We start from the raw sequence: 25,323 nt of genomic DNA, 5'->3' as shown, positions 1-25,323 counted from the left end.
ATGAACCTTACTCCTGCGGCCCTAAAATGATATGCACATACACCGCCCCCGGTCACATGGAGGGCGGTTTTTTTGGGGAAAGACTAAAAGAAGGCGAACGCCAAAAAAGGAGCGATGGGACATCGCTCCTTCAGTTGGTGATATATAGCTTCCGTTTCGTGATCGGCTCGAAAAATGAATCGATCGTAGTTATCGTTTTTTCACAATATGATCGATTTCACTCTTCAACAAAAGATATCGATGCACGCTTCTCATGATCGGAACTTTGGTCAGCTTATTCTGATCGACATATCTTTTCATTTGATCTTTGGACAGACCTAACAATTGACCTGCCTCAGAAACGGTTAATACTTCTTCATTACTGGTTGCATTAAACGTTTTTTTCACCTTTAAATTCCAATCTTCGAATACCTGCATGAGATCTCAACCTTTCTTTAACGCAACGACTAAAACAAAATGGTTAAGGAGCCGTGAGAGCAGCCCCTTACGATTTGGTGTCCTTGCGCTGATTCTTACGGTAAAGCTTGATTTGCTGATCCGACGAAACAAGGATCGGCAAGACTTTATTGCTGCTGACCATGGACGACGCGCACTGTGAACAAACGGGAACTTCCTTGAACGAGAAGCTATCTCGAATCCAACCGTTACACCCTTCCTTCGTACAAGACCAGATCGCAGTCATCTCTTCCGGCAGATTTTCCAGTGGTTTATTCCAAGAATAAGACAATGAACTTCCCCCTTAGCTACATTTTTAACGCCTTCATGCTGTTTTGAGCTCTATTATAAAAAAAACCCCAAACGGTACGTTTGGGGATCTTTTCAAAAATCTACAGTTTTACAACGTTCTCGGCTTGCTGTCCGCGGTTGCCTTGAACTACGTTAAATTCAACACGTTGTCCTTCATCAAGCGACTTGAAGCCGTCACCTGTGATTGCACTAAAGTGTACGAATACGTCTTCGCCACCTTCAACCTCGATGAAACCAAAGCCTTTTTCTGCGTTAAACCATTTCACTGTTCCTGTTTGCATAGAAACACCTCCTAAATTTATATGATTTTCTCATTTTTGGTTAAAAAACAAAAAATTCACATATTGCACAAGGTTCCTGATCAAAATTATAACCCTCTGCAATATGTGAATCTCAGGTCAAAATCCCAATGAACTTATTATACCCCAACCGTTCCAAAATAGCAAACGTCTTATTTCTTGAGTACAATTCATAAAAAGACATGGGTAAGCTGAATGTAAACAAATGGCCAGTAAAGGGGATGTTGATAAGGAGGCCTGGTGTAAGTATAATCTGCTAGCTAAAGAAATGCTTCCGCAAAAAAACGGCCATTTCCCGGTAAAATACCGGGAAATGGCCGTAGGGTTACAGCTTTAATCAACACGTCTTGCGTATACAGCAGTGTTAAGCGATCCAATCAATGGTTACATCTGTGCACCTGTCTGATAACTGAGCAGCTGCCGGAAAGTGCCTTTGTGATCCTGGGACAGCTGCTGATAACCCCCCTGCTGGATAATCCGCCCTTGCTCCATCACGATGACCTGATCGGCATGGCGAATAGTAGAAAGCCGGTGGGCGATCACGATGATCGTCATGCTCCCTTTCAGCTGTTCCAACGCTTCCTGTATCCGCTGCTCGTTCTCACTGTCGAGCGCGCTTGTCGCTTCGTCCAACACCAGAATCGAAGGCTTTTTCAAGATAGCTCTTGCCAGCACAATCCGCTGACGTTCTCCCCCGGACAGGCGGATACCGCGGTCACCAATGACGGTGTCGAGGCCTAGCGGAAGTCCGTGCACGAATTCATCGGAGGCTGAAAACCTCAGCGCTTCCCACAGCTCGTTATCCGAGGCATCGGGAGCAACCAGCTTCAGATTATCCCGGATGCTCTCATTGAAGAGAAAAGGATCCTGCGCCACATATCCGATACTCCCTCGGAGCGACATCAACTGACGTTCGTCTTCCATGGACACGCCGTCCACAAGAACTTGCCCGCTCTCCGGCTGGATCAGCCCCATAAGAAGATCGATCAGGGTGCTCTTGCCCGCCCCTGATTTGCCGACGATGGCCGTCATGCGATTGGCAGGAATATGTAGGTCGATATCTCGCAAAGCATAGACGGGGGCAGAGGTATCGTACCGATAGTCCACATGAGTACAATCGATTCCATGCTGCAGCTGAAGTCGCTCGCCACCTGTCATCGGAACCGAACCGGCGATCTCCCTGTCTTTCTCGTATTCCGCTTGCAGCTCGCGTATCGCTCGGAAGGCCGGAAAATTCGACACGAGCTGCTCCGTGCTCGATTGAATGCTGATAAATCTAGGCCATAGGCGCGAAAAGATAAGAACGATCATCAGCAGCTGTTCAGCAGGCGTACGCAGCACTTCCAGCGCCAAATACACAAATCCGGCAACCAGCAATACAGACGAGAGTCGATAGATCAGCTGGGACAAGGAATTGATTTTGCCAAATTGGATAAAGTTATGCTCCATTTTTCGCGACAGCCTGTCAAACCAGTTCATATGAAATGGCTCCAACCGGTTGCTCTTGATATCCTTGATGCCGTTGAAATGTTCGCTGATGCCCGCAAAATAATATTTCGAAAGCTCCGTCGTCTGCTCGCCAATCCGCTTCGACCGCCGGATGAATCTCCGTCCAAACAGGGCAAGGAGCCCACCGCTCATCAGAACGATGAGGGTCAGCATCGGGGCAAGCCATAGGGCAAGCCCAATCTGAATGATCGTGAACAAGAAAGACGAAACCATCTGCAAGAACAGAAACGTGCCTTGATTCACGCGCCCGAGTTCATTGGTCATGACATGGTTGAAATCCGACTTGCGGTGACGCAGGAAGAACTCCCACTTGGCATGCAGCAACCCCTGATATGTTTCCATACGCAGTTTACGAATTAATCGCTGCAATATTTTTGCATTCAATAGGCTCTGGCTGCGCTGCAGCAAGGCTTGCCCGCCCACAATCACAACATAGAGGGCCAGCACCATCGGCAAATTGAGCTGCAATGACCATGAACCAGCCAGGTCCATCAAGGTTGAGACAAGCGGCACCCCGCTCAAATCGGTCTGGAATACGCCAATGACACCGAGCAGGGGGACGATCAAATAGATGCCGATGCCGTCCAGAACACTGATGAACAGGATCATACCCATATTGAGGTAGAGCTTAAACCCGGCCATCCCATGCATTTTACGGATAAAATAAAAGAGATCCTTCAATGTAAAAACTCCTTATCGGATGACCGCTTCAAGTTCAAGCCTTCGGCCCCCATATCCTTACCGAATATCCCGACAACGGCATACCTTTCATGCCCTTCTCTTCCCGTTACAATATAAGAGCCGCAGCGGAGCCAGGCATGGGCAACCATCATTCCCTTGTCGTCACGACCGCTTCCCAGATAAAGCGTACTCGGAATCCCTCTTCGCTCCAGCATCTTCATCGCCGCGACGGCTTTAACCAGGCACTGGCTTTCCCACCATGTGATACGGCTCATGGTATGAACGGCTCTGGAGATTTGGCGGACAAGCGAAAGCTCCTCCTCCGTATAGCCTACATACGGCGTCTCCTTCATAGGTTCTCCCAGAGACGGAGATACCTTTTGAAAAGGAAACAGCTTAAACACCCTTCCCCAGGCCAGATAAACATAAGCTTCTGCCAACATAAGCTTCATGCTTACAGGAAAAGACATAAATCGGCGTGCTTTCCGGTACAGACTCATTGCTATTTATCCACCTGAACAAGGCCTTCTGTGGCTAACTGCTTGAGGAATAATCGTACCTGCTGCTCACAGAGCTCCGGCTCGATCTCATACTCCAATACCAATTGATCCACCATATTGGAGATCGTGACGGGAGACGAAATAAGTTCCCATATCCGCCCGCCAATCCGTCCTAGATTATAATACTTGCCGTTTTCGATGCTCAGCATGACCTTCTCGCCATCCATATCACTGACCAGGAAACCTTCGGATTGTACAACAAGAGCGTCTGTCGTGATTAATTCAGTAGTCATGGATAGAACCCCCTTTTTTTCAACTATATAAGCTGGCCTGAGAATATTCTGATGGTACCCGCTTCTACAAAATGGATTGTTATTGTGATCCAATGATAAAAGCGATGATGTATCTTAAATCGACGGTTGTTTCATACGCCGCCAGAACCAGAGAAATGGCCGGAGCGGATAATACAGAAAATGCAATGATTTGGGTAATGGCAGTACCGAAGCGTCCCGCGAATTGGGCAGAAACTTATTCCATATATACAAAACTTTCTGTTTTCCCGTCATTAGCGAGAAAAGGTAACGGTTATAACGCCATGCCACGCTTTTCTCCGGCACCGGGTTTAATTTGACGATCCTTTTAATATAGTAGAGTGCGCCTTGTGCAAGGCGATGGGCTTTGGAGTTCATCGTCAATACAGTCAAATCGTTCGGAATGTCGGTTGAGAACAGTCGTGATAGAAGAATGAGAGCCTGCCCTACATATTGCTGTCCCCCATATCGCTCAAAGTGGGCATTCATATCGTTGCTGTTTATCATGGGAAGCAGCCTTGCAATATCCATCAGCCAACGCAGCCGGAACCAACCATGCCTAGCGCCATGGTCGGCCAGATAGTTTAGCAAATCCTCATTGCCCAGATAATGATAAATCTGATGGGACAGCATCACATCATTCCTGCGCTCCCACAATAAATCAAAGGAAAATGACTTGTTATAATGAGGATTCAGACGCCAGTGAACTTCGATCTGCGCCAAATGCTTCTTATGCTCGTAGGACAAATGATGGCTTGTTTTCTTCCAATTTCCCAAGATACGTTCATCCTGCAATTCGTACCCAAGCTGTACCAGCACCCGTTCAACTCTTTCCACGTCATCCGCATCCACCAAGATATCCAAATCCTTCGAAGTCCTGTGTGCCAGATCCCCATAGAGCTGCGTAGCTAGTATAGGGCCTTTAAGCAAAAGTGTACGCACCCCAGTATCCTTGAGCGCCTCACAAAGCTGGCTCATTTCCCTGCTTAAATGCAGCATTTTCATCACGTTATTATGATAATGCTGCTGGAGAGACGCCATAACCTCGGATGGAATGAGGGATGCATCCACCCCTTTAAGTCGCAGATATACAAGCGGATAAACTCGGTGGTGCAGCGCGAGTTTCATGAACATATCCCAATCGATATCCGATGCATATCGCTTTATGAGAATTTCTTCATGCGTGTTATTACGGAGAAGATAGAGTAAAAAAGACAGCTCTTTGGAGATATCACTCAGGTCCAGCTTAACGGTATCTTCAATAATCAAGGTATCCACCCCAAAAAAATTGATCATAGCAAGAGTGCAGGGACTTGCTCTCTTACGCCTTTATTCATTCCTGGCCGACCGATCGAGTAATAGACAAGCTTCGTCTTTGCCAATTGTTCCTCATCGTATATATTACGACCATCGATCAGGTACGGCGATTTCAACCAACTCTCGATATCGGATAACGGAACCTGCTGGAATTCATTCCATTCCGTTAAAATACAAAGTGCATCCGCTTGCCAAACTGCTTCCCGGGCATTTCGGCAGTAAGTAACTCCGGCAATATCATAATTTCTCTTGAAATTATCCGTCGCAACTGGATCGTAAGCTTTCACTTTTGCCCCTCGTTCCATCAATTCCGATATAATCTCGTATGCAGGCGAATCACGAACATCGTCGGTTTCAGGCTTAAAAGCCAATCCCCAAACCCCAATCGTTCTACCCGTTAGATCACCCATCAAGGCTCCCAACTTGCGAATAATGTTGAGGCGTTGGTCTCGATTGACCTCAACGACGGATTTTAGAAGCTTGAAATCGTAATCCATCTGTCCGGCTATTTGAATAAGAGCTTGTGTGTCTTTAGGGAAGCAGGAACCGCCGTATCCGATACCCGCTTTCAGAAAAGAAGAGCCAATGCGCTTGTCATAACCCATACCATAGGCTACTTTCGTCACATCGGCTCCAACTCGCTCACATATATTCGCAATTTCATTAATAAAGGAAATCTTTGTAGCAAGAAAAGCATTAGAAGCATATTTAATCATTTCAGCACTGCGAACATCCGTTACGATCATATTTTCCGTCAAAGGTTTGTGCAACTCAACCAGTTGCTCCTTTGCCCTCTTGCTGTCCGTTCCAATAATGATTCGGTCTGGATTCATGGTGTCTTGAACCGCCGTGCCTTCCCGCAAGAATTCAGGCACCGAAGCGATATCAAAGGATTCAGGTGTATGCTGTGCAATGATTTCTTTGATTTTTTCGTTCGTTCCTACCGGAACGGTACTCTTCGTTACGATAATCTTATAACCGTTCATCGCCTGACCGATCTCTTGGGCTGCCATCTCAATATAACTCAAATTGGCTTGCCCATTCGGCATAGACGGTGTTCCCACCGCGATGATGATGATGTCCGATTGCTTGACTGAAGTGATCAAATCGGTGGTAAAACGAAGATTCCCTGCTTCCTTATTAACGGTGATCAACGACTGAAGACCAGGCTCGTAAATGGGAATCTCTCCACGTTGAAGCTGTTCAATCTTAGCCTCTATTTTATCTACGCAGATGACCTCGTTTCCAAGCTCGGAGAAGCATACGCCTGAGACCAGGCCAACGTAGCCGGTACCAATGACCGTGATTTTCATCCTTTTTCACTCCTCTTAGAGCGGATTTCGATATCCATTATGAAGTTAAAACACTAAATTTGATTTCATCCCAATTCATCGCCAATCTTACAATATCGTCCTCAATCAATTCGCTGCCCGTTTGCACCTCAATGATTTCAATATCGGTGATAGCGCGTAGACTATGCCTTGCTTCAGCCGAGATGACGATAACATCCCCCTTACCAATCATCCGAACGTCGCCGTCCAATATCATTTCGCCTTGACCGGATATCACCGTCCATACTTCGCTGCGCAGCAAATGATATTGGTAACTTAAATTCTTTCCTTCTAAAATGCATATCCGTTTTGTTAACACTTCATTGCCGTTTGGATACTTGGTATAATCCAGCACGCGATATCGTCCCCAGCGGCGCTCTTCATACATAGGCCGTTGGTCCCCGAATTGGAGCACTTCCTTTATCCTCATACTGGCGCTCTTCTCAGAGACCAGAATACCGTCGGGACTAGCGGCAACAATTAAATTAGGCGCTCCGATGACCGTTATGGGAATATCCAACTCATTGATGACATGCGTATTGGAGGAATCGTCGGTTAAGGTTCCTTTTCCAATCAAAGGGGTATGAATTTCTTCGGTCAATGCATCCCAAGTGCCTAAATCCTTCCACATTCCTTTATAAGGCATAACGACAATATTCTTCGCTTTCTCAACCACGGCATAATCAAAGCTTGTTTTGTTTATACGGCGATATTGCTGAAGCAATTCATCATATTGAATAGGAAGTGATTGCTCCATCAGATAATGAATGAGATACTCAAGCCGAAAAGCGAACACGCCGCAGTTCCAAAACGCTGTTTGTTCTATCAGCCGAAGCGCATGCTCTTTTTCAGGCTTCTCTACAAAGTGACTCACCTTGAAGAATTCCGTCCCATTCTCTAAACTCGATGCCGACTGAGGGACGATGTAACCAAACTTCGAGGATGGATGATCAGGCGATACCCCCATCAACCCAAGATCAGCGCCGCTTTCCAGCATTAACGCCTCTAATTCCTTTACCTTCTCGAAGAAATGATCCTCAACAAACGGATCAACCGGAAGTACGATCACAACCTCATTGAGGCTGATACCTTTAATGGAATATAAATATCCCGCTGATAAAGCAATCGCCGGAAAAGTATCTCTCCGTTCCGGTTCTACGATAATTTCCACCTCATAACCAAGCTGATTTTGGAGTAGTTCTACCTGGGATTTCCCGGTTGCCACAATCGTGGATTGCTGAAGGTCCATTTGTCCTAACTGATCCCATACTCTCTGAACCATCGACTGGCGTCGTCCTGACTCCCCGTCTAATATCTTCAGAAATTGCTTGGAACGTGTCTCATTGGACAATGGCCATAATCGGTTGCCGCTGCCCCCAGACAATAGAACAATATGCATGATTAATAGCTCCCTTCCACTTCCATAAGCTTAGCGTTAATCTCTCTTGCCCTGATCAGGCCATCGATGCTGGACTGCAGTCGTTTTACAAATACATCCTCACTAAATTTCTCAGCATGCTCCCGAATACATTCCGAATCCCAATCATATTGGTCAAAGCGCCTAATCGTTTCGGAAAGCGAGTCTATCGATTGTTTGTCGAAAAAGAGTCCGGTCTTTTCCGCTACGACCGTGTCCAAAGCTCCGCCTTCACGGTACGCAATGATCGGGCGACCGCATGCATTCACTTCAAGCGGTGTAATCCCAAAATCCTCAATCCCCGGAAAGATAAGCGCTTGGCAATGCTGCATATAACGGACAACCTCTTCATCACTTTTTCTGCCGAGAAAAGTAATGGTATCACCTGCTAACTGCTCAAGCCTCTGTCGATCCGGTCCATCTCCAACGACGAGCAGCCGCCGGCCCAGACGAGTGCAGGCCTCTACGGCGAGGTCAATTTTTTTGTAAGATACCATTCTGGAGACAACGAGGAAATAATCCTCCGGCTTCTCTTCATCGATGCTAAACCGACTAATTTCTACGGGGGGAAATATAATAGAGGCATTTATTCCATACCATTGCCCGATCCTCTGTTTCACGATGGTAGAGTTGGCAATAAGGTAATCCACCTGCTTGGAGTTGTTCTTATCCCATGCTTGAAGGGGGAAGGTGAACCATTTAGCAATTCGCTTCACGAGATTCGGCACTTGCACGCTATCCATATAGGCTTCAAAATTCCACGCAAAGCGCATGGGAGCATGGCAATAACATACGTGTATACTTTGATTTCCCTTCCGCACACCTTTCGCATAAGCACTGCTGGAGCTTAGAATAAGATCGTAGCCTTTTACGTTCATGGATCGAACAGCAAAAGGATACAGCCAGAAAAACAGTTTGAATTTGCTCAATATCCCAGGTATGCGCTGCATCCATGTGGTATAAATGACCGCATCCTTCAATTCGGGAAGCAGTTTATTCTCATCGACGATCGTCGTATAAATTGGAGCATCGGGAAACATCTTGTGGAATACAGCCACAACCCGTTCGGCTCCTCCCATCTGATTGAGGTAATCATGTACGATAGCCACTTTCAAATTCCGCATTATACAATCTCCTTTGCCCGCTGACGCTCTATCGATTCGACGCCGGGTCTCGCCAATAGCTCCTTATAGATCTGTTGCACGTTATGAGATGTCTGCTTAATGGAGAACATCTCCCTTACTCTTTCCTGCCCATTTTGACTAAGTAAAGACCATACAGCCTTATCATCGAGCACCTGACGGATATACTGTGCGAGTTCATCTGTATTTCCGATTTCATACATAAACCCGCTCACCCCATGATCAATAATCTCAGGTACACCACCGCCTCTGGTTCCCACAACCGGAGTGCCTTGTGACATGGCTTCAATGATGACTCTGCCGAAAGGTTCATGGTCCGAACATAATAAAAGGAGATCTGCAGCACAGCAGATCTCCAATACATCTTCCCGGAATCCGGTGAATATGACTTTGTCTTCAAGGCCAAAAGCTTTAACCATCTCTTGCAATCTGACCAGATAACGTTCGTTCTCTTGCCTGAACTTGGCTTCCCCAACGATCCATAAAACCGTATTCCGTTCTTCACGAATAAGACTTGCGAATGCTTCTATAGCATCTTCTTGTCTCTTCCAGGGAGCAATTTGACCAATGATAGCCAGCACCTGTGCTTCCTGTGGTGTTTGTAATTCCGAACGGATATGCTCTTTAATCCTTTGTTTCTCTTCGTCATGAAAGTTCTTTAGCTCCACACCGTTATGTACAAGGTGGCACCGCTTAGCTACGGAAGGATGCTCCATACTTTGCAAGACAGATTCTGAAATACAGATCAGTGCCTTAGCTGTACTCCCTGCGAGTCTTTTGATTAAATTGCCTATATAACCTTGGGGAGGCATGTCTCGAATATGCCACACAACGGGTAGACGATGGTACCATCTGAATAGTCCAGCCATAATACCTGCTCGGATGGAATTCGCATGGATGAGATCCACTTGGCTTTTTCTCATGAGTAGAGCAAGCTTCCACCCTGCCCACAGCATCCCCATCATATAGACAACAAGCAGAAATGGATTTCTGGTCATTCGCGCCCGATAACTGGGTAGAGCAACAACCTCGATTCCCTGATTGCGTGCCTTCTGCAGCAGTTCTCCTTCCGGAGCAAATATAATCGGATGTGCCTCCGTTACATATTTTGCAGTTAACAAGAGACTGATCTCCGCACCGCTTACCGTGCTTGTATGGTTATAAAAGGCGATTTTCATGTTCTGAATACCTTTCTTTTCTCAACTTCCTCCGTGAATACAGCGGTCACCGCTTCTGCCACTCGACTCCATGTGTACCGATTCAATACATGTTCCCTGCATGCTTCCCGTGAAGGAAGGAATGAATCTTTATTCAGCACATCAATGATTTTCTTGCTTATCGATTCAGCAGTACCGTCTTCAAACATCAACTCATCCGATACTTGGTGCAGGATTTCCTTCGTTCCCCCGTAAGGGGTTCCCAGTACCGGCGTGCCACAGGCAAGAGACTCAACGGTGATAAGACCGAACCCCTCTAACGTGAGTGTCGGTACTAAACTGATATCCGCAGCCTGATAGTACTCAACAAGCTCCTCATTTGAAATTCTGCCAAGCAGTTTCACATTGGGAGAAAGCCCGAGCCGAAGGATTAGCGCTTCATACTCCGCCCGCATCGGTCCGTCTCCACCGATGAACAATCGGACCTCAGGGAATACTCGAACCACATCTACCATGGCATAAATCAGTCGGTCGATCCCCATCCTGCGAACCAATCTCCTGATACAGAAGAGTATTGGTTGATAGGGGGCGATGCCTAATCGCAATCTTAATTCATTACGATCTGGATGCGGCCGAAAGCGATTATGATCCACCGCACCGGGTATGATATGTATTTTCCGCTCATCTACGCCGTAGGTTTCGGTCAATACATCACGAAAGTATTCACTAAGTACGATGAAACTATCGGAACGGCGGTAGGTCAATTGCTCGACTTGCTTTTTGATCCAGAACTTTGTATTTTTTATTGCACCCGCAGTTGACTTTTCTTCTATTCTGGATTCCATAGCCCACGGACCGTGGAAATGGGTGACAATGGGGATATGCGCAGGGATATGGTTTCTTGTAACCATGGTTGTGTAAAACGCAAAATGTGGATTAAATACATCCGGGCGAAAGCTTCGGACCGCTTGAACCGCATGCTTCTGCACCGATTTCATACGTGGAAGGAAGTGATTGAGGCGAAGCTCGTTAGTTGCGTTACTGATGTTCCGGTCTGAAGGCAGTTCCACTCCTTTAGGAGCGACGACAAAGCCCAGTTCAGAATGACCAAATTCTTTCATGGCTTTGGTGTAATCTGCAAAATAACGGTTTAAACCTCCATGCTGGATATCGATCCATCCCATTCCGGTTGAAAGCACATTCATGGTATCTCTCTTTTCTTAAAATGAATTAATAAAACGTTGGAGCTAAAGATATGGTAACAACTACACCACAGCTAAGCCTTATTTCTTTAAATGTTGAATTGCTTTCTGATAACATTCCAGCCGGTTTCTCGCTGCATTATCCCAAGTAAATACCTGTGCCGTACGGTATGCATTGTGGCGAAGGTGCCGCAATAATACCGGATCCTGAATCAACTTTTCCAGAGCAAGAATCATTTCGTCAACGTTTCGCTTCGGTATGACAAGGGCATCCATGCCATCCGTCACAATATCGGCCGGACCTGCCGTGTCCGTCGTGATCGGAGCAAGGCCGCATGCCATGCATTCGATCAACGTTTTCCCAAATCCTTCCGATAGCGTTGGAAATAGCTTAATGTGATATCCTTTTAACATGCTGGGTAACTCACTGTGTTTGTATGAGGGGATTACCTTAACCCTTTCCCTTACTCCCTCGTCGAAATCGGATAGCACGACTTCCTTCTCGCACCCTGTTCCCATAAAGGCCACCTCAACTTGAGGAAACTTGCCAAGAATAGCATTTAGGGCCTTGGTGCTGTAAGAAATACCCTTCCTATGAATGTAACTGCCTACCTGGGCAATTCGGATCACCGGCATGTTCTCTATCTCCATATCATCGAGCGGCAGATTTAACAAATAACTTGGTATCCCGTTAAAAATAGCGCTGATTTTGAACGTTTCTTTCCCCAGTTGATTCTGCACGAAAATTTTATCTTCGGAATTAAGAACAATCGAAAAGTCCGATCTTCTAAATGATTTCGATACCTCCCAAATCCGGTACCCGCCCCAGTAAATATAATATTTTTTGCTAAGCGACAAATTGCCCAGCCGATTCTCTTCCAGTATTTCTTTATGAGCCAAGTGTTCAAGTCCATGACTGCTTGAGACGATAACAGGGCGTTTTTTGAAATATGATAGTACCCAGCTGTCTCCGGAGGCAATATCCAGAAGGTCGTAATCTTTCCAGCTCGATAATTTCGACGCCAGCTTCCATGGAAAGATGATTTTATCCAGGATTCCGCCGTTAAACACTTTAAAGTCGTCCATGAAATAAGTATCTACGTGCACGCCTAGATTCCTTAAGGATTCCGCAATCGCCAATCTGGTTCCTGATACACCCGAGTTCATATTATGATTAGAATTTGCAATCATGGCTACTTTCACGGGATTCACTCCAATTATTCAATCGATTTTATTCCATTCCATTCATTTCTTCTCTCCGACTGCTCATTCGGTATTTGTCGCTCAGAAGATCCTCATAGATCTCTATCGTCTCTTTCGCTACACGATCCACTTTATAAAGCTCCAGCCCCTGCCCGGCAGATCTTTTGTATTTTTCACGGAGTTCCTCGTCGTTCAACATGTTCAAGATAGCCTCTGCCAGCTTATCCGGACTTTTTGGTGGTACCAGCATCCCCGAATTGCCGAAATCCAGCGCCTCAGGTATACCATCCACATCAGTTGCGATGATGGCGCAGCCCGATTCCCTAGCCTCAAGTAACACTAACGGAAACGGATCTTTATGGGAGGCCAAGACGAATACCTCAGACGAACTCATGTATTTTTTGGGGTCTGTCTGAAACCCCTCAAAGTGAATTCTATTCCGGCTCGATGATTGCGTAGCCATTGACTTGAATCGTTCTTTCTCCGGTCCGTCCCCCACAATATACAGTTCCGATTCCGGACATTGCCCGGAGACAATATTAAACGCCTCGATAAGATCGGCTATGCCTTTGCGTTCATTCAACCCGGCAACCGTAACAATGGCACGCCCCTTGAGCGAGACCCCTTCCATTCGTTGATTTCTCTTGCTTCCGATCGTACCGTTAAGAACAACTCGAAGTTTTCTTTCGTTGACCCCCCGATTGGCCATCGATTTGGCTACCGCCTGACTTACTGCGATAACCGTATCACCTACTTTCATGTAATCGGCGCTCTTCTGAAATTCATTATGAACATGCGTAACGATCTTGTATTTACGGAACCCTTTGGAATACCGTGAGAGCAAAGCCCCAGTCATCATGTGCGCGTGAATAATATCCGGCTGGAACCGTCTGACGATGTTCTGAAAATGAAAAAAAGCCTGCAGCATTTGCATCGGCTTTCTTGTCTGATCCAGGTTATAATGCTCTATGTTATGTTGCCGCAACAAAGCTAAATATTCGCCGCCCTCAGATGCCACAGCTACCTTATGTCCCAGCATGGACTGCTCGCATGCTACGTCGATCATAACATTCACAATTCCGTTCCCCGATTGTTTGATATGATTGGCAATATGCAAGATATTCAAATGATCACCTCTCCTTATGATCTGCCGCTATCACGTAGATTCCCTGCTGCGTGCTTTTTGTTTACGTATACGATCAAGCAGCCAAAGGAAATCGCTTTTCGAAATGATCCAATGTTGAAAAGTAACTTTATGCTTTAAGGTATAGATCAGAAAAATAACCGTCATTTCTATCAATGATGTTGCAAGTAAGGATATCGCCGCCCCTTGAATTCCTAAACGTGGGATGAATAGATTCATTAATATAATATTCATTCCAAGCGTAGTGATACGAATGATGGTTACCGATCCAGGTTTACCAATGGACATAAAGCCTTGAGCAAGAATCCACGATATGCTGGTTACGGCCGTTTGGAAGATCAGAATTCGGAAAACCGTAACAGCCTCTAAAAACGATTTCCCGTACAAGAGAATCAGAAGATAAGGGGCGACCACGTAAACGACTGCGCCTACTACAAAGGTTACGACCGTACTGATTCGAGTGACCTTAAAAGTCAAACTCAGAGCCTCTGCCTGCTGAAGCCCCGAGGCCTTAGGGAACAAGACCGAGGTAATGGCACCTTGAATCGTATTCAACATCTTCGCTAGGTTAAGGGACACGACATATAAGCCCAAACTGCTAGGAGACAATAAGCCGACGACTAAAATCTGATCGATGTATCCAGAAAAGGTTCCTGCTACATCCGTCCCATACGATCTGATCCCATACCCAAGCAGTTTCTTTCCAGACTCAATCTTGTTCTTCTGCTTCATCTTGTAATGAGAGATCAGTTTATACGTTGTCCATACGGCAATCGGAATGACTGGAAAGAGATACGCAACCGATGTGAAGAAAGGCGTAACATGACCCGTTACAACAAGAACGCAGAGCAAGATTAATGTGCCAAGTACCGGAATGTATCGCATGAAATTATAGAGATGGTACTCTTCCCTAGATTGCAGGGCCGCCGTATTGACCGTTCCAATCATGGCAATGGGCGACATAACCAGTGCCCAAACTGCAAATTCAATCACTTCGTCGGAATACCCTTTCATCCAGTACGGAATGATCACTGCACCTATTCCCATAGCAGCACAACCGAGCAGTACACACATGTACAACGCCGTTACATAAAGAGAACTCTGATTCCCATCCTTTTTTTTCATGTAATACACAAGTGCAGCCGGAATGCCCAGCGTTAAGGAGTAAGCTAAGAATCTGGGCCACATAATCATGGCAGCTTGTTCCCCTCGTCCCTCTGGGCCTAAGAAACGTGCGATTATTATCCCTGTCAACACGTTTAATCCAAGGATAAATACATTGGACGCAAATATTTGGACAACGTTTCCTAAACTGCCCCAATTCCTTCTTTGCTTCATTAAATTAGTGATAGCCATTCATTCTTATCCCTTCAGGCCTGGTTACCGGTCTTGAATTTTAAATTCGAAGTTTTATAAAACAGCTGCATGTATTTGCTGGACATAAGCTCCCAGGAGTTACTTTGCGCGTCCTCCCTTGCCCACCGTGCCATCAATTGCAGCCGTTCTCGGTCAGAACTTAGGTCCCTTAGCGCCTGTATTAATGCAGAGGTATCGTCAGGGTCCTCGATGATGACGGCAGAGTGATTGGACAGAAGTTCAACGGCTCCGCAGCGATTGCTTGTGATTACCGGCAATCCCGAGGCCATGGCCTCCAATATAACGAGTGAAAACGGCTCGTACCTCGAAGGAAAAATAAATAAATCTGCTAGGGACATCATATCTGCTACGTCCTGCCGGTATCCCAAGAAATGAACACGGTCGCTAATTCCCAATTCTTGTGCTAGCTGGGGATATGGACTTTTCTCGATGTATCCAAGTACGATGAGCTCGATATCCTCAACATTGGCCAGGGCTGCCAACACCGTATCCAAATTTTTTCGTTTGGACTTCAAATCCCCAGCAAACAGCGCGTAGGTTCGCTCAACTGCCAAGTTAAAATCGGCTCGATTCACTGTTCGCGGGTAGAACTCGTTCAGGTCAACACCGTTGGAAACCACGGAGATACGGTGTGCTTGTATATGGGCATCCTGCACCAGCTCCTCCTTGACCTGTTCCGATACCGCTACAATTTGCCTTGTTTGCTGTAGGGCAAGACGTTCCAATAAGGCATTTAGACCGTTATAAATGAACTGGTACAAGCTTTTTGCATTTTTTTGCTCCCGGAAAGGATGATACTTAGACCTTATCCATGCACTATGAACAAAATGAATGCAGTTAATGTCGGAGCGGGCGTAAGTAATAAAGCCGTTCACTACAACGAGATCTATTCCTCTCTGATGCGTCCATATCCAGATCGCGGAGTACAACGCGAACCACTGATACTTGAGCAGCATAGTTGGAATCCAGCTTGTTCCTATCTTTACCCATGTGATTTGCGGATGAGCTCTGAGCTCCTCTGATAACTCTGAGGATATTATGATAACGTCATGTCTTTCCTTCACGGCTTCGGCAATGACCTCATAATTGACTCTTCCCTGTCCGTCTCCTTTCTTCACCTTGTGTGTAACGAAACAGATCTTCATCGGCTTACCTCTCTCAAAACTTGGTTATGTCCCAATAGCGAATATTGGACGATAGTCTCCATGAGTGCCTCGGCAATTTTTTCATGACCTTTCTCGTTCGGATGGAAGCGATCTTTGAAATAATCGCTCCATTGATGGAGATGTCTCGAGGAGTCACACATAAAGACTCGTTTCGTCGACCTGCTGTCTTCGTAAATATCTTCTAATACCAATCGATATTCCCGCATCGAAGCGGAAGACCCCGGAAAGTATTTCTCTTCAATATCTCCAGGAGCGAGAAATATGATTTTGGTATGTTTGTTGCGATTAAGCATGTTTAGAATAAACCCCGTTGTGTGCAGTTTGAAATCGTCTATACGCATCCATGGCTTGCCGCCAAAAGCTTTAATAAGAGAAACCTTTACTCTCCACCTTAATCCAGACTCCAACATTTCCAGCCATCTTCTGGACCTTCGTGTCGAATAGTATGGTCTCGGATCCATCCATCCGGGCTTTCTCCACCTCTTCGGCATGAACCTGAGATAATGTTTGTGCTCTCTCACGATAGATTCTGTAATTCCGTGGGCAAATACGATAATATCAGGTTGTAATTCCAACAATTTATTTTCGTACTTCATTCTGGTTTCGTGAACCTGCATGGCACTAGCTCCAAAATTCATGATTTCTATCGGTTGTGAACTCAAGGACTGCAGTTTCTTTTGTAATAGGTTTGCATAAGTCTTCCCAGACCTACTGACACCGAGTCCCTGTGTAATGGAATCGCCTAAAAATACGATTAACATTTCATATTCCCTCCCGATTTAAGGACGTTGGCACATATGCAAGCGAAATGATCAGCAACAAAATAAACCCGCTAAATCCACTCAAAATATTGCTTGCCATTAATAGAAATAGAACTGCGCTGATGGCTGCAAAGGAAAGCGGGGAATAGACCTTTTCGGTCCTGCTCGACTTATAGAGATACACAAAGAGATAAACCAATAAAATAACCACCGCTAACCCCAATGGCAAACCAAAGGTATAAAATATGTTCAAGTACCCGTTATCAAACGCCACCAGCGTGTCTGAATTTTGGGTTAATTTCGCTCCAAGTCCCGAGCTCCCGAGCCCCATTCCAACGGGATTAGCCATAACTGCCGAGAATATATGGGTGGAAAAATGGAGCCGCTCATTAAATGAGTGATCATCTTCCAGGGAACCAAATGTATCGATACGAGAAGTCACTTGACTTGAACCCGGCAGAACAGGCAGTAAAAACTGATAAGCGAGCACAATGACGATCCCCAGCATAAGCAGTTGCATTTTGCTCTTTAGATGGGAACGGATAAAGTAGGCAACAATCATAACTGCATAAGCAATCCAACCTACACGAACCAGCGTCAGGAGGAGAGCGAAAGCTACGATCAAGATTCCAACTACTCCGAACGCTCTCCATCTCTTTTGAACCGTCATGACGGCAAGCGCCAGAGAGAGAAACACACCCGCTGGCCCAGGTGAATTCAACAATGAAAACACCCGAAATTTTTGAGGTTCTGGAAGGCCTATTGATTTCATCTCGGAGCTGATCATCCAAAATTTATCCCAGGGAGGAAGAGCCAGGTATTGATAAATCCCATATGCGGCAACGATAACGGCAAGATACCCCAAGCTTCTAAGCCATTTATCTCGGACATCCTGATCGAAGCGGCATACATTGACGTAAGCCAGAACCAAGAATGGAACAACATAATTCAATAAATCAAAAACGGATGAAAATCCATATTTTAGGAATCCAACGCCAAATCCATAAATCAGGGCAACACCCATGATTTTCAGGAGTAGCCCAATTCTTCTTTCCAATTGCTTGATATTCTTGATAATCGGGATTAACATAACCAGGCTTATGCAATAGGGAATTAGCGAGATAATGGAGGTGTTGGTGTAGGACTGAAATGACCAATCGAGCAATCGCCTCATTTCCGGGCTCATAACCCACATCAAGAGCGAGTATGGCACCAATGCATGGGGGCGTTTAAAGTAAATGTGCAGCGCCATCATCACACTAAGAAAAAGCAGCGTAAATTCTAGGAGCCTTATATGGAGCGATCCGATTGAGCCAACAATTCCAACCATGGCTCCAAGAACAATGACACACGCCAGCACTAAGAGGGGATAAAACAATCGTCCCATAGCGGTTTGCGTACCACTTATTCCAAAGATTCTCTCCATGTTCTCCAACCATCCCATCTGCCTTTAAAGGCCAACCTTACTTTTTTCAACGCCATGTTTTTTTGAAGGGGTAATAGTCGTATACATTGGAAGACACCAGGTGTAGCTTTGCTCCCTACGGTAACCACCCAAAATAAATATAGCGCGCGGTTGATCATGCCCACATGCTTTAACACCGAATAAGTTTCATTATGTACCGCATTTATAAAGGCGGTCTCATTGAAGTCGTTCCGCTGATCCTCGTCAAATCGTTCAGCCGGAAAATGATCAACACATACTTGAGGATCATATATCAATTTCCAGCCCTTCTTCTTAACGGCCAAACTAAACTCTAGTTCGTTATGGACTTGAGCACCTGTTCCCTTCAATTTCTCGTCAAACCTCAAGCCTTGAATAGCCTCTCTTCGAAAACTCATATTGGCGCCTTTCAGAATATCAACTTCCCGCACCTCTCCTATGCCTACATGATGATTCCCGATGATTCGCCCGTAGGGTTTGATAATGCCAACCTGTCTTTTCCCGGCCGGAATAGGGGTACCCCGGAAATGCACGACGTCCCTACCCCCAACACCTCCTATATCAGGTTTCGACAGATAATGATGTTCCAGCTTTTCAAGCCAATCGGCATGGGGAACCGTGTCGTCATCAGTTAATACCACTATCGTGCCAGTGCTTTGCTGAGTTCCGGCATTCAATGCAGCGATCACACCGGTTTGTTCAATGAGCACCATTTTGAGGTTCTTAATATTCATCAAGGAAAGATGCTGCAATGTCTGATGATCCGTTTTTCTTATAATAAGAATGATTTCGTCAGGGTACCTTGTCTGCCGCTGAATTCCTTCCAGGCATTTATGAAGAGCTTCTACCCGTTTATAAGTCGGAATGATGATGCTAATCATTATGTTCATTCTCAAGACACTCCATCATTTTAATAGGCCGAATTCGGAAATATCATAACTTTTACTGTTCGGAACATGACCTTCATATCCAGCCAAATTCCTCGACGTTCGATATATTCCAAATCCAAAGCCAGCATTTCATGAAAACTTAAGTTATTTCGTCCACTCACCTGCCACAAGCCCGTACAACCGGGGCTTACCTTCAATCGCAGCTTATCATAACTGCTGTACTGCATTACTTCTCTAGGCAATGCCGGCCTTGGACCTACCAATGACATCTCTCCGCGAACGACATTCCATAGCTGCGGCAACTCATCGATACTCGTCTTGCGAATAAACTTCCCAATTTTTGTAATCCGAGGATCTTCCCTCATCTTAAACATGGCACCATTAATTTCATTCTGTTCAAGCAGCTTATCAAGCAACTCCTCTGCGTTGGACACCATGGAGCGAAACTTGTACATTCGAAACGGCCTTTCGTTTTTTCCGACACGAGTTTGATAAAAAAAAACAGACCCTTTTGGGTCTTCAAGCTTTATAAGTATAGATATGATTAGAAAGAGTGGCGATAGCAAAACGAGTCCAAAAAGTGCGAAAACAAAGTCCATCCCTCTCTTAACTGTCAGATACAGGATTTTGGATTTTTGATCTTCCACAGCATATTGTGCATATTTCGAAGACCCTTCTAAAACAGCGTCTGCTTCGTTCCGTTGCGGACTGGGGTACATCTTTCGTTCACCTCATTAGTGATTTATTTTGCTCAAGTGCTCTCTCAAGAATCGTCTCCATACCTTGAAGCAGCGGTTTGCGAAGCTCATCATTTTGCAACGCAAAGTCAAGAGTAGTCATTATAAAACCAAGCTTTTCGCCAACATCATAGCGTGTCCCTTCAAAATCGTAAGCATATACGCCCTGGGTCTCATTCAGTCTTTGTATCGCATCTGTCAGCTGAATTTCTCCACCGGCTCCTTCCTCTTGATTCTCCAGAAACCCAAAAATTTCAGGAGTTAATATGTACCTTCCCATAATTGCCAGACGAGATGGCGCTTGGCCAGTTGGTGGTTTCTCAACAAAATAATCCACTTGATATAATCGGTCCATTCTCTCCAGAGGGGCGACGATGCCGTAACGATGCGTCTGTTCGTGAGGAACGATTTGCACCCCGATCACAGATTTCTGCATCTGTTCAAACTGCTGTGCCAACTGTTGAATGCATGGTGTTTGGGATTGCACAATATCATCCCCAAGTAGCACGGCGAACGGCTCATTGCCAATGAAATTGCGGGCGCACCATACAGCATGCCCAAGTCCACGAGCTTCTTTCTGGCGTATGTAGTGAATATCAACATTAGAGGATCGACGTACTTCGTCAAGTAAATTGAATTTACCCTTACTGAACAAGTTATGCTCAAGCTCGAAGGCATGGTCAAAATGGTCTTCAATGGCCCGTTTGCCTTTGCCCGTCACTATGATAATGTCCTCGATCCCTGATGCTACCGCTTCCTCGACGATGTATTGAATGGTGGGCTTATCTACTATCGGGAGCATTTCTTTCGGCATTGCCTTCGTTGCAGGCAAGAACCGCGTACCCAACCCTGCTGCAGGGATAATTGCTTTTTTCACTTTCTTCATCATCCATTCACTCTCCAACTCTATTTATAATATGGTTACAAATCCCTGAAACAGTGGCTTTTTAGCAGAAGGACTTAGCTATGCCCTCTTCGGTTTGAAAAGGACATAACTAATACTTCTAATAAGGGCATTCAACCCGTCCTCACGTCACACCCTCGACAATGATGTCTAAGGTCTCCTGGGAGACCCACAGCGTGACCGAGTGTCTACAGTGATATAGGTGCAGTAGACATTACCTTCTGATTCTGGTTTGACAGCCTTTCTATGATGAAGTGAGCAGCCCATTATTCAAAGCCTAGATGACCCGATTTAGAACAATACCGAGCATCCGGGCGTTTACATGATCCAGCTGTTCCTTCGCCTTTTTGAGATGGTCTTTTTTCACCTTTCCAGCAGCAGCTACCATAATGACACCATCACACAAAGAACCTACAATCACGCTGTCGGACACCGAAAGCACGGAAGGCGTATCAACGAGTATGACATCATATTGATCTTTCAATTGACTCAATAACTCCCGCATACCCGAAGAATCAATTAATTCTGATGGATTAGCAGGAACTGGACCCGAAGGGAGAAGAGATAAATGATCAATCGTTGTCTCCTGTATGGCATCCTGAATACTAACGTGACCCGTCAATAGTGTACTCAAACCTTGATGATTCAATTGGGAGAAAACACGGTGTAATGAGGGTTTACGCATATCCGCATCAATCAAGAGCACTTTCTTGCCTTCCTGCGCGTATGTAATAGCCAGATTGCTTATTGTTGTGGTTTTTCCTTCTCCGGGCTGGGATGATGTAACCATAACCGTCTTTAATTCCTGATCTTTGGAGAAGAACGGAATTTTCGTTCGAAGGAGGCGATATACTTCCGAAATCGAAGATTTGGGGTTATGGGACACAACAAGACTTATGTCATTGATTGAGCGTCGCATATTGATTCTCACCTACCTTTTGTTTTTGAGCGGCTTTCACTCTCGCGGATTTCCGCAGGTCACCTTTGCTAACCTTACCTACCACTGCAAGTACCGGAACATTCATAATTTCCACAATTTCGGCTTCTGTTTCGAGCGTATCGTCAAGATAATCCAAGAGGAATACAAATCCGATCGCCAGTATGAGCGAAACGACAAAACTGATCAGCATGTTCATTAATGGGTTAAAATTGATCGGGGCGGGAGTAACAGTTACATCTGCCTCGCTTAATATCGTGATATTATCCACATTCATGATGTTCGGAATTTGCTCCTTGAACACGGTTGAGACACCATTAACAACCTTCGCTGCCTTGATATAGGAAGTATCCTGATATACCAGGTTCATGACTTGCGAATTGTTGGCGGAGGTAACGGAAATCTTCGCTGCCAGCTGGGCAGGGCTTTCTCCTAATTCCGGATATTTCTCAACCACCTTGTTCATAACGGCGGATGACTTGATAATCTCCTTATAAGAATTAATTAGGAATATACTGGTCTGGATGGTACTTGCATTCAGGGTAGCTGCTCCATCTCCTGACGATTGGTTAACAATAAGCTTAGCGTTTGCTGCATAGATGGGTGTCGTAAAATAGAAACTTTTAACACCTGCAACTGCCATTGCGATAATGACAATAACCGCGATTAACCACCATTTCTTCTGAACTATTCGAAAATACTGTTTAAGTTCCATGCCGTCGCAGCCCCCTGTGAATTCTGAATTTATTTATTGGTTGTATTGGGATCCTTTCGAGTAAGATGACATCCTTGTCTTCAAGCTTGATTGATACAATTCGTATACAATTTATATTCCATAATTTACGATACACTTTGTATCATGTCAAGGTTAATTTTCATGTATTTTCAGGAATAAAGACACATATTGTATCAACAAAAAGGCGAACATTTCATTGTTAGCGCTTACTATTTATTAAGATTCCATGGTTTCAACCTTGAAGGCAGCTGTCATCTCCTCCAATAAAAACAGCTCGTTGATAAGGCTATCAACGAGCTGTTCCCTGGGGGCATTGCTATGAAGTAGGGCCTGACATCATGCTTGCGTAATTTGCAAACTGCCATTGGCAATCGAGAGACGGTACCTGGCATTGGTTACGGAATCTGTTAAAATGATACCTTTTCCGGATCCGCCGATTTCAAGTGAATCGGTTATATAGCTATGAGGATACGGAGAATAGGAACCGATATGATCCCAAGTTACCATAACTCCTGCAATATAAGTCTCGCCCAATTTCGGAATAAACCCTATGCTGAAATCATGCAGCAATCCTGTTTTACTTGCCATTTCCCTCCCCCGATGATGTTTCCAACTCTTCGTCCTCCATGTCACGGCATCGTTAAAAATATACTCTGCGTTCTGAGCTGAAATGCGTCCGATCGACTTATACTGGGAACCACTTTCATATTCCGTTTCCAATATGAAATATTGCATTGCAAGGTTTCTGTTCGCGTCCCCCTGGTAAGGTAAGGCCGAAGCATTGAATTTAATTTTTACGCTTGGAGAATGCACCCCATCAGGCGTTACCTTCAAAATGACAGGCTGGTTACCAATCACCTGTTTCATCTCATTCGAAATGGGAACCGGTATCTGATCTGCCGTGACAAGACTGAGAGAGCCGCCGTTTAACACCGTCCAATTAGAGAGCATCTCCGGATTCAAAAGCAAATTCGGCGCAGAAACCGGCATAAGCGCTCGATGCTCTCTTTCTTCCATACGTGCTCGTAAGTCAACTGTTTTATAAAGAGGAGTTACTTTCCTTCGGATAACCGTATCCGTGATGACCAAACCACACAGATCAGACTCCTTGTCACCCGTCAATGTATCGATATACGCCGAGCCGATAGCTCCGGGAGCAGAGGATTTTCTTAATGCTCCAAGATCATCATTGAATGTGACAGGAGCCGTAATCGTCCCGAACCAAGCCGCATACTGCTGCTTCTCGCCGGGCACTTTCAGTTCATCCGGTAACGGAAACTCCCAGTTTCCCAAGTTCCCGGAATACGTCGGCACCGACCAGGAGAACCCAAAGCCAAACATCCGCAAATTAGAGGTTGCGGATTTCGTCAGCAATTTGATAGCGGCTTCTCCGCATTGTTCAAACTGAGCGCTGGTGTAGATCCCGCTTAATCCTCGGACCGAGGAGGCCTGATTGTACTCATCAAGTCCGCTGTCAATGCATTGATAGATGGCATAAGGCGAGAAACCAAGATGCGTCCGGTGCAAGTGGGCATCAAAACCACCGCGATGACCTGCATTTAACAAGGTGCCTAGCATGATTCCGCAGAACGCACCAGATACTCCTCCACCCTGATAAAAATAATCTCCGGAATTAATTCGACAGTACACACCTATTAATCCGTTCCAGGTGCAATCGTACGAATAAACATGACCATTTGTGCTGTTAAGCAGCTGACCGACTTTTACGCCCGAGGTTCTGACATTTCTGAAAATAGGTGTTGCTTTACCCGCCACTTCTATTGCAGCGGTTCCCACAGCAAACATGCCATAGCTGCTTTGGTCAAATCGGTCTTTATTCACCCAGGCCGCAAGGTTTCTGGAGTTGTAATCGGCAGTACCGGTAACCGCAAAATCCTCAAAAACGGCCTTGTCGCCGGAACTGCGTATTCTAATGCAAGGAAGCAGATCTGTTGACATGTCTATCGGATCCCAAATGATTCTAGTTCCCATTTCCCCACTATCCACATAAGGAGCGATGCCGAATATCCCTCGACTGTTATTCTCTATGGTTTGCCTGATTCGATAGGTACCAGCCGGCACAAACATCTTATACCGCTTTTCGCACACACTCATAGCTGCCTGAAAGGCCGCGGTATCATCAGCTTCCCCGTCTCCGACTGCTCCAAACCACTTAACGTTAATTCCATGACTCTTCATTTCCTCATCCAACATAATAAAATTGGAACTCAGCTCTTCAGGAAGTATCGGATCTGTAGGTGACCATGCATTCATCTTCATATAATTCGTTTGCTGTTTCGCCATACTGAACTCCTCCTTGCTAACTAGTGGCAAAAACTATTCCGTAAACGCTTAGCAATGATGCCACTTAAGAGAGTAACCTTACTCCTTTATCAAAACGGGCCATTATT

Annotated in this window: 24 protein-coding genes; all 24 read right to left on the bottom strand. The window is 45.5% G+C overall.

Going from position 1 to position 25,323, the window contains the following annotated elements:
* Positions 1-189: 189 nt before the first annotated feature.
* Positions 190-417: a helix-turn-helix domain-containing protein gene (locus CRG97_RS01830; protein WP_098741478.1), complete on the bottom strand. Its 228-nt coding sequence runs from the start codon at positions 415-417 to the stop codon at positions 190-192.
* Between the two features lie 67 nt (positions 418-484).
* Positions 485-727: a cold-shock protein gene (locus CRG97_RS01825; RefSeq protein WP_076322548.1), complete on the bottom strand. Its 243-nt coding sequence runs from the start codon at positions 725-727 to the stop codon at positions 485-487.
* A gap of 100 nt (positions 728-827) precedes the next feature.
* Positions 828-1,028, bottom strand: coding sequence for a cold-shock protein (locus CRG97_RS01820; protein ID WP_006207692.1), 201 nt, complete (start codon positions 1,026-1,028; stop codon positions 828-830).
* A gap of 402 nt (positions 1,029-1,430) precedes the next feature.
* Positions 1,431-3,236, bottom strand: coding sequence for an ABC transporter ATP-binding protein (locus tag CRG97_RS01815; protein ID WP_098741477.1), 1,806 nt, complete (start codon positions 3,234-3,236; stop codon positions 1,431-1,433).
* Positions 3,233-3,736 carry a lasso peptide biosynthesis B2 protein gene (locus CRG97_RS01810; protein ID WP_098741476.1) on the bottom strand — a complete coding sequence of 168 codons (504 nt, stop codon included), beginning with the start codon at positions 3,734-3,736 and terminating at the stop codon, positions 3,233-3,235. The genes CRG97_RS01815 and CRG97_RS01810 overlap by 4 nt, the downstream gene beginning before the upstream one ends.
* A gap of 2 nt (positions 3,737-3,738) precedes the next feature.
* Positions 3,739-4,029 carry a lasso peptide biosynthesis PqqD family chaperone gene (locus CRG97_RS01805; protein ID WP_076322552.1) on the bottom strand — a complete coding sequence of 97 codons (291 nt, stop codon included), beginning with the start codon at positions 4,027-4,029 and terminating at the stop codon, positions 3,739-3,741.
* 114 nt (positions 4,030-4,143) lie between these two features.
* Entirely contained in the window at positions 4,144-5,316 is a 1,173-nt protein-coding gene (locus CRG97_RS01800) for a nucleotidyltransferase domain-containing protein (protein WP_161952904.1), read from the bottom strand.
* Between the two features lie 23 nt (positions 5,317-5,339).
* Entirely contained in the window at positions 5,340-6,677 is a 1,338-nt protein-coding gene (locus CRG97_RS01795) for a UDP-glucose dehydrogenase family protein (RefSeq protein ID WP_098741474.1), read from the bottom strand.
* Positions 6,678-6,714: 37 nt separating this feature from the next.
* A complete protein-coding gene (locus CRG97_RS01790; RefSeq protein ID WP_098741473.1) occupies positions 6,715-8,094 on the bottom strand; it encodes a sugar phosphate nucleotidyltransferase in 1,380 nt (459 codons plus the stop codon).
* 2 nt (positions 8,095-8,096) lie between these two features.
* A complete protein-coding gene (locus CRG97_RS01785) occupies positions 8,097-9,236 on the bottom strand; it encodes a glycosyltransferase (RefSeq protein WP_098741472.1) in 1,140 nt (379 codons plus the stop codon).
* On the bottom strand, positions 9,236-10,432 hold the full coding sequence (locus tag CRG97_RS01780; protein WP_098741471.1) for a glycosyltransferase family 4 protein: 1,197 nt from the start codon (positions 10,430-10,432) through the stop codon (positions 9,236-9,238). The genes CRG97_RS01785 and CRG97_RS01780 overlap by 1 nt, the downstream gene beginning before the upstream one ends.
* A complete protein-coding gene (locus CRG97_RS01775; protein ID WP_098741470.1) occupies positions 10,429-11,616 on the bottom strand; it encodes a glycosyltransferase family 4 protein in 1,188 nt (395 codons plus the stop codon). Before CRG97_RS01775 ends, CRG97_RS01780 begins: the two co-directional genes overlap by 4 nt.
* Before the next feature lie 78 nt (positions 11,617-11,694).
* Positions 11,695-12,816 (bottom strand): glycosyltransferase family 4 protein, encoded by a 1,122-nt coding sequence (locus CRG97_RS01770; protein ID WP_098741469.1) that lies wholly within the window; start codon positions 12,814-12,816, stop codon positions 11,695-11,697.
* A 28-nt stretch (positions 12,817-12,844) separates the two neighbouring features.
* Positions 12,845-13,942: a glycosyltransferase family 4 protein gene (locus CRG97_RS01765; protein ID WP_098741468.1), complete on the bottom strand. Its 1,098-nt coding sequence runs from the start codon at positions 13,940-13,942 to the stop codon at positions 12,845-12,847.
* A gap of 30 nt (positions 13,943-13,972) precedes the next feature.
* Positions 13,973-15,298 carry a lipopolysaccharide biosynthesis protein gene (locus CRG97_RS01760; RefSeq protein ID WP_237566260.1) on the bottom strand — a complete coding sequence of 442 codons (1,326 nt, stop codon included), beginning with the start codon at positions 15,296-15,298 and terminating at the stop codon, positions 13,973-13,975.
* A 32-nt stretch (positions 15,299-15,330) separates the two neighbouring features.
* The gene (locus CRG97_RS01755; RefSeq protein WP_098741466.1) at positions 15,331-16,482 is read right to left on the bottom strand and encodes a glycosyltransferase family 4 protein; all 1,152 of its coding nucleotides are present in this window, start codon (positions 16,480-16,482) and stop codon (positions 15,331-15,333) included.
* Entirely contained in the window at positions 16,479-17,264 is a 786-nt protein-coding gene (locus CRG97_RS01750) for an SGNH/GDSL hydrolase family protein (protein WP_098741465.1), read from the bottom strand. Before CRG97_RS01750 ends, CRG97_RS01755 begins: the two co-directional genes overlap by 4 nt.
* 1 nt (position 17,265) lies before the next feature.
* Positions 17,266-18,690 carry an O-antigen ligase family protein gene (locus CRG97_RS01745; RefSeq protein WP_161952902.1) on the bottom strand — a complete coding sequence of 475 codons (1,425 nt, stop codon included), beginning with the start codon at positions 18,688-18,690 and terminating at the stop codon, positions 17,266-17,268.
* Entirely contained in the window at positions 18,669-19,589 is a 921-nt protein-coding gene (locus tag CRG97_RS01740) for a glycosyltransferase family 2 protein (RefSeq protein WP_237566259.1), read from the bottom strand. Before CRG97_RS01740 ends, CRG97_RS01745 begins: the two co-directional genes overlap by 22 nt.
* A 29-nt stretch (positions 19,590-19,618) precedes the next feature.
* A complete protein-coding gene (locus CRG97_RS01735) occupies positions 19,619-20,317 on the bottom strand; it encodes a sugar transferase (RefSeq protein ID WP_098741463.1) in 699 nt (232 codons plus the stop codon).
* A gap of 7 nt (positions 20,318-20,324) precedes the next feature.
* Positions 20,325-21,224: a UTP--glucose-1-phosphate uridylyltransferase GalU gene (galU, locus tag CRG97_RS01730; RefSeq protein WP_430204366.1), complete on the bottom strand. Its 900-nt coding sequence runs from the start codon at positions 21,222-21,224 to the stop codon at positions 20,325-20,327.
* Positions 21,225-21,516: 292 nt separating this feature from the next.
* Positions 21,517-22,158, bottom strand: a complete 642-nt coding sequence (locus CRG97_RS01725; protein ID WP_098741462.1) for a CpsD/CapB family tyrosine-protein kinase — start codon at positions 22,156-22,158, stop codon at positions 21,517-21,519.
* Positions 22,139-22,891, bottom strand: a complete 753-nt coding sequence (locus CRG97_RS01720) for a YveK family protein (RefSeq protein ID WP_098741461.1) — start codon at positions 22,889-22,891, stop codon at positions 22,139-22,141. The genes CRG97_RS01725 and CRG97_RS01720 overlap by 20 nt, the downstream gene beginning before the upstream one ends.
* Positions 22,892-23,248: 357 nt before the next feature.
* Positions 23,249-25,216, bottom strand: a complete 1,968-nt coding sequence (locus CRG97_RS01715) for a glycosyl hydrolase family 28-related protein (RefSeq protein ID WP_098741460.1) — start codon at positions 25,214-25,216, stop codon at positions 23,249-23,251.
* Between the last annotated feature and the right edge of the window lie 107 nt (positions 25,217-25,323).

It is taken from the genome of Paenibacillus sp. EZ-K15, from assembly GCF_002573715.1.
GTDB lineage: Bacteria > Bacillota > Bacilli > Paenibacillales > Paenibacillaceae > Paenibacillus_AQ.
The sequence above is the reverse complement of the archived record's forward strand: the minus strand, read 5'-3'. Positions and strand labels throughout refer to the sequence as shown.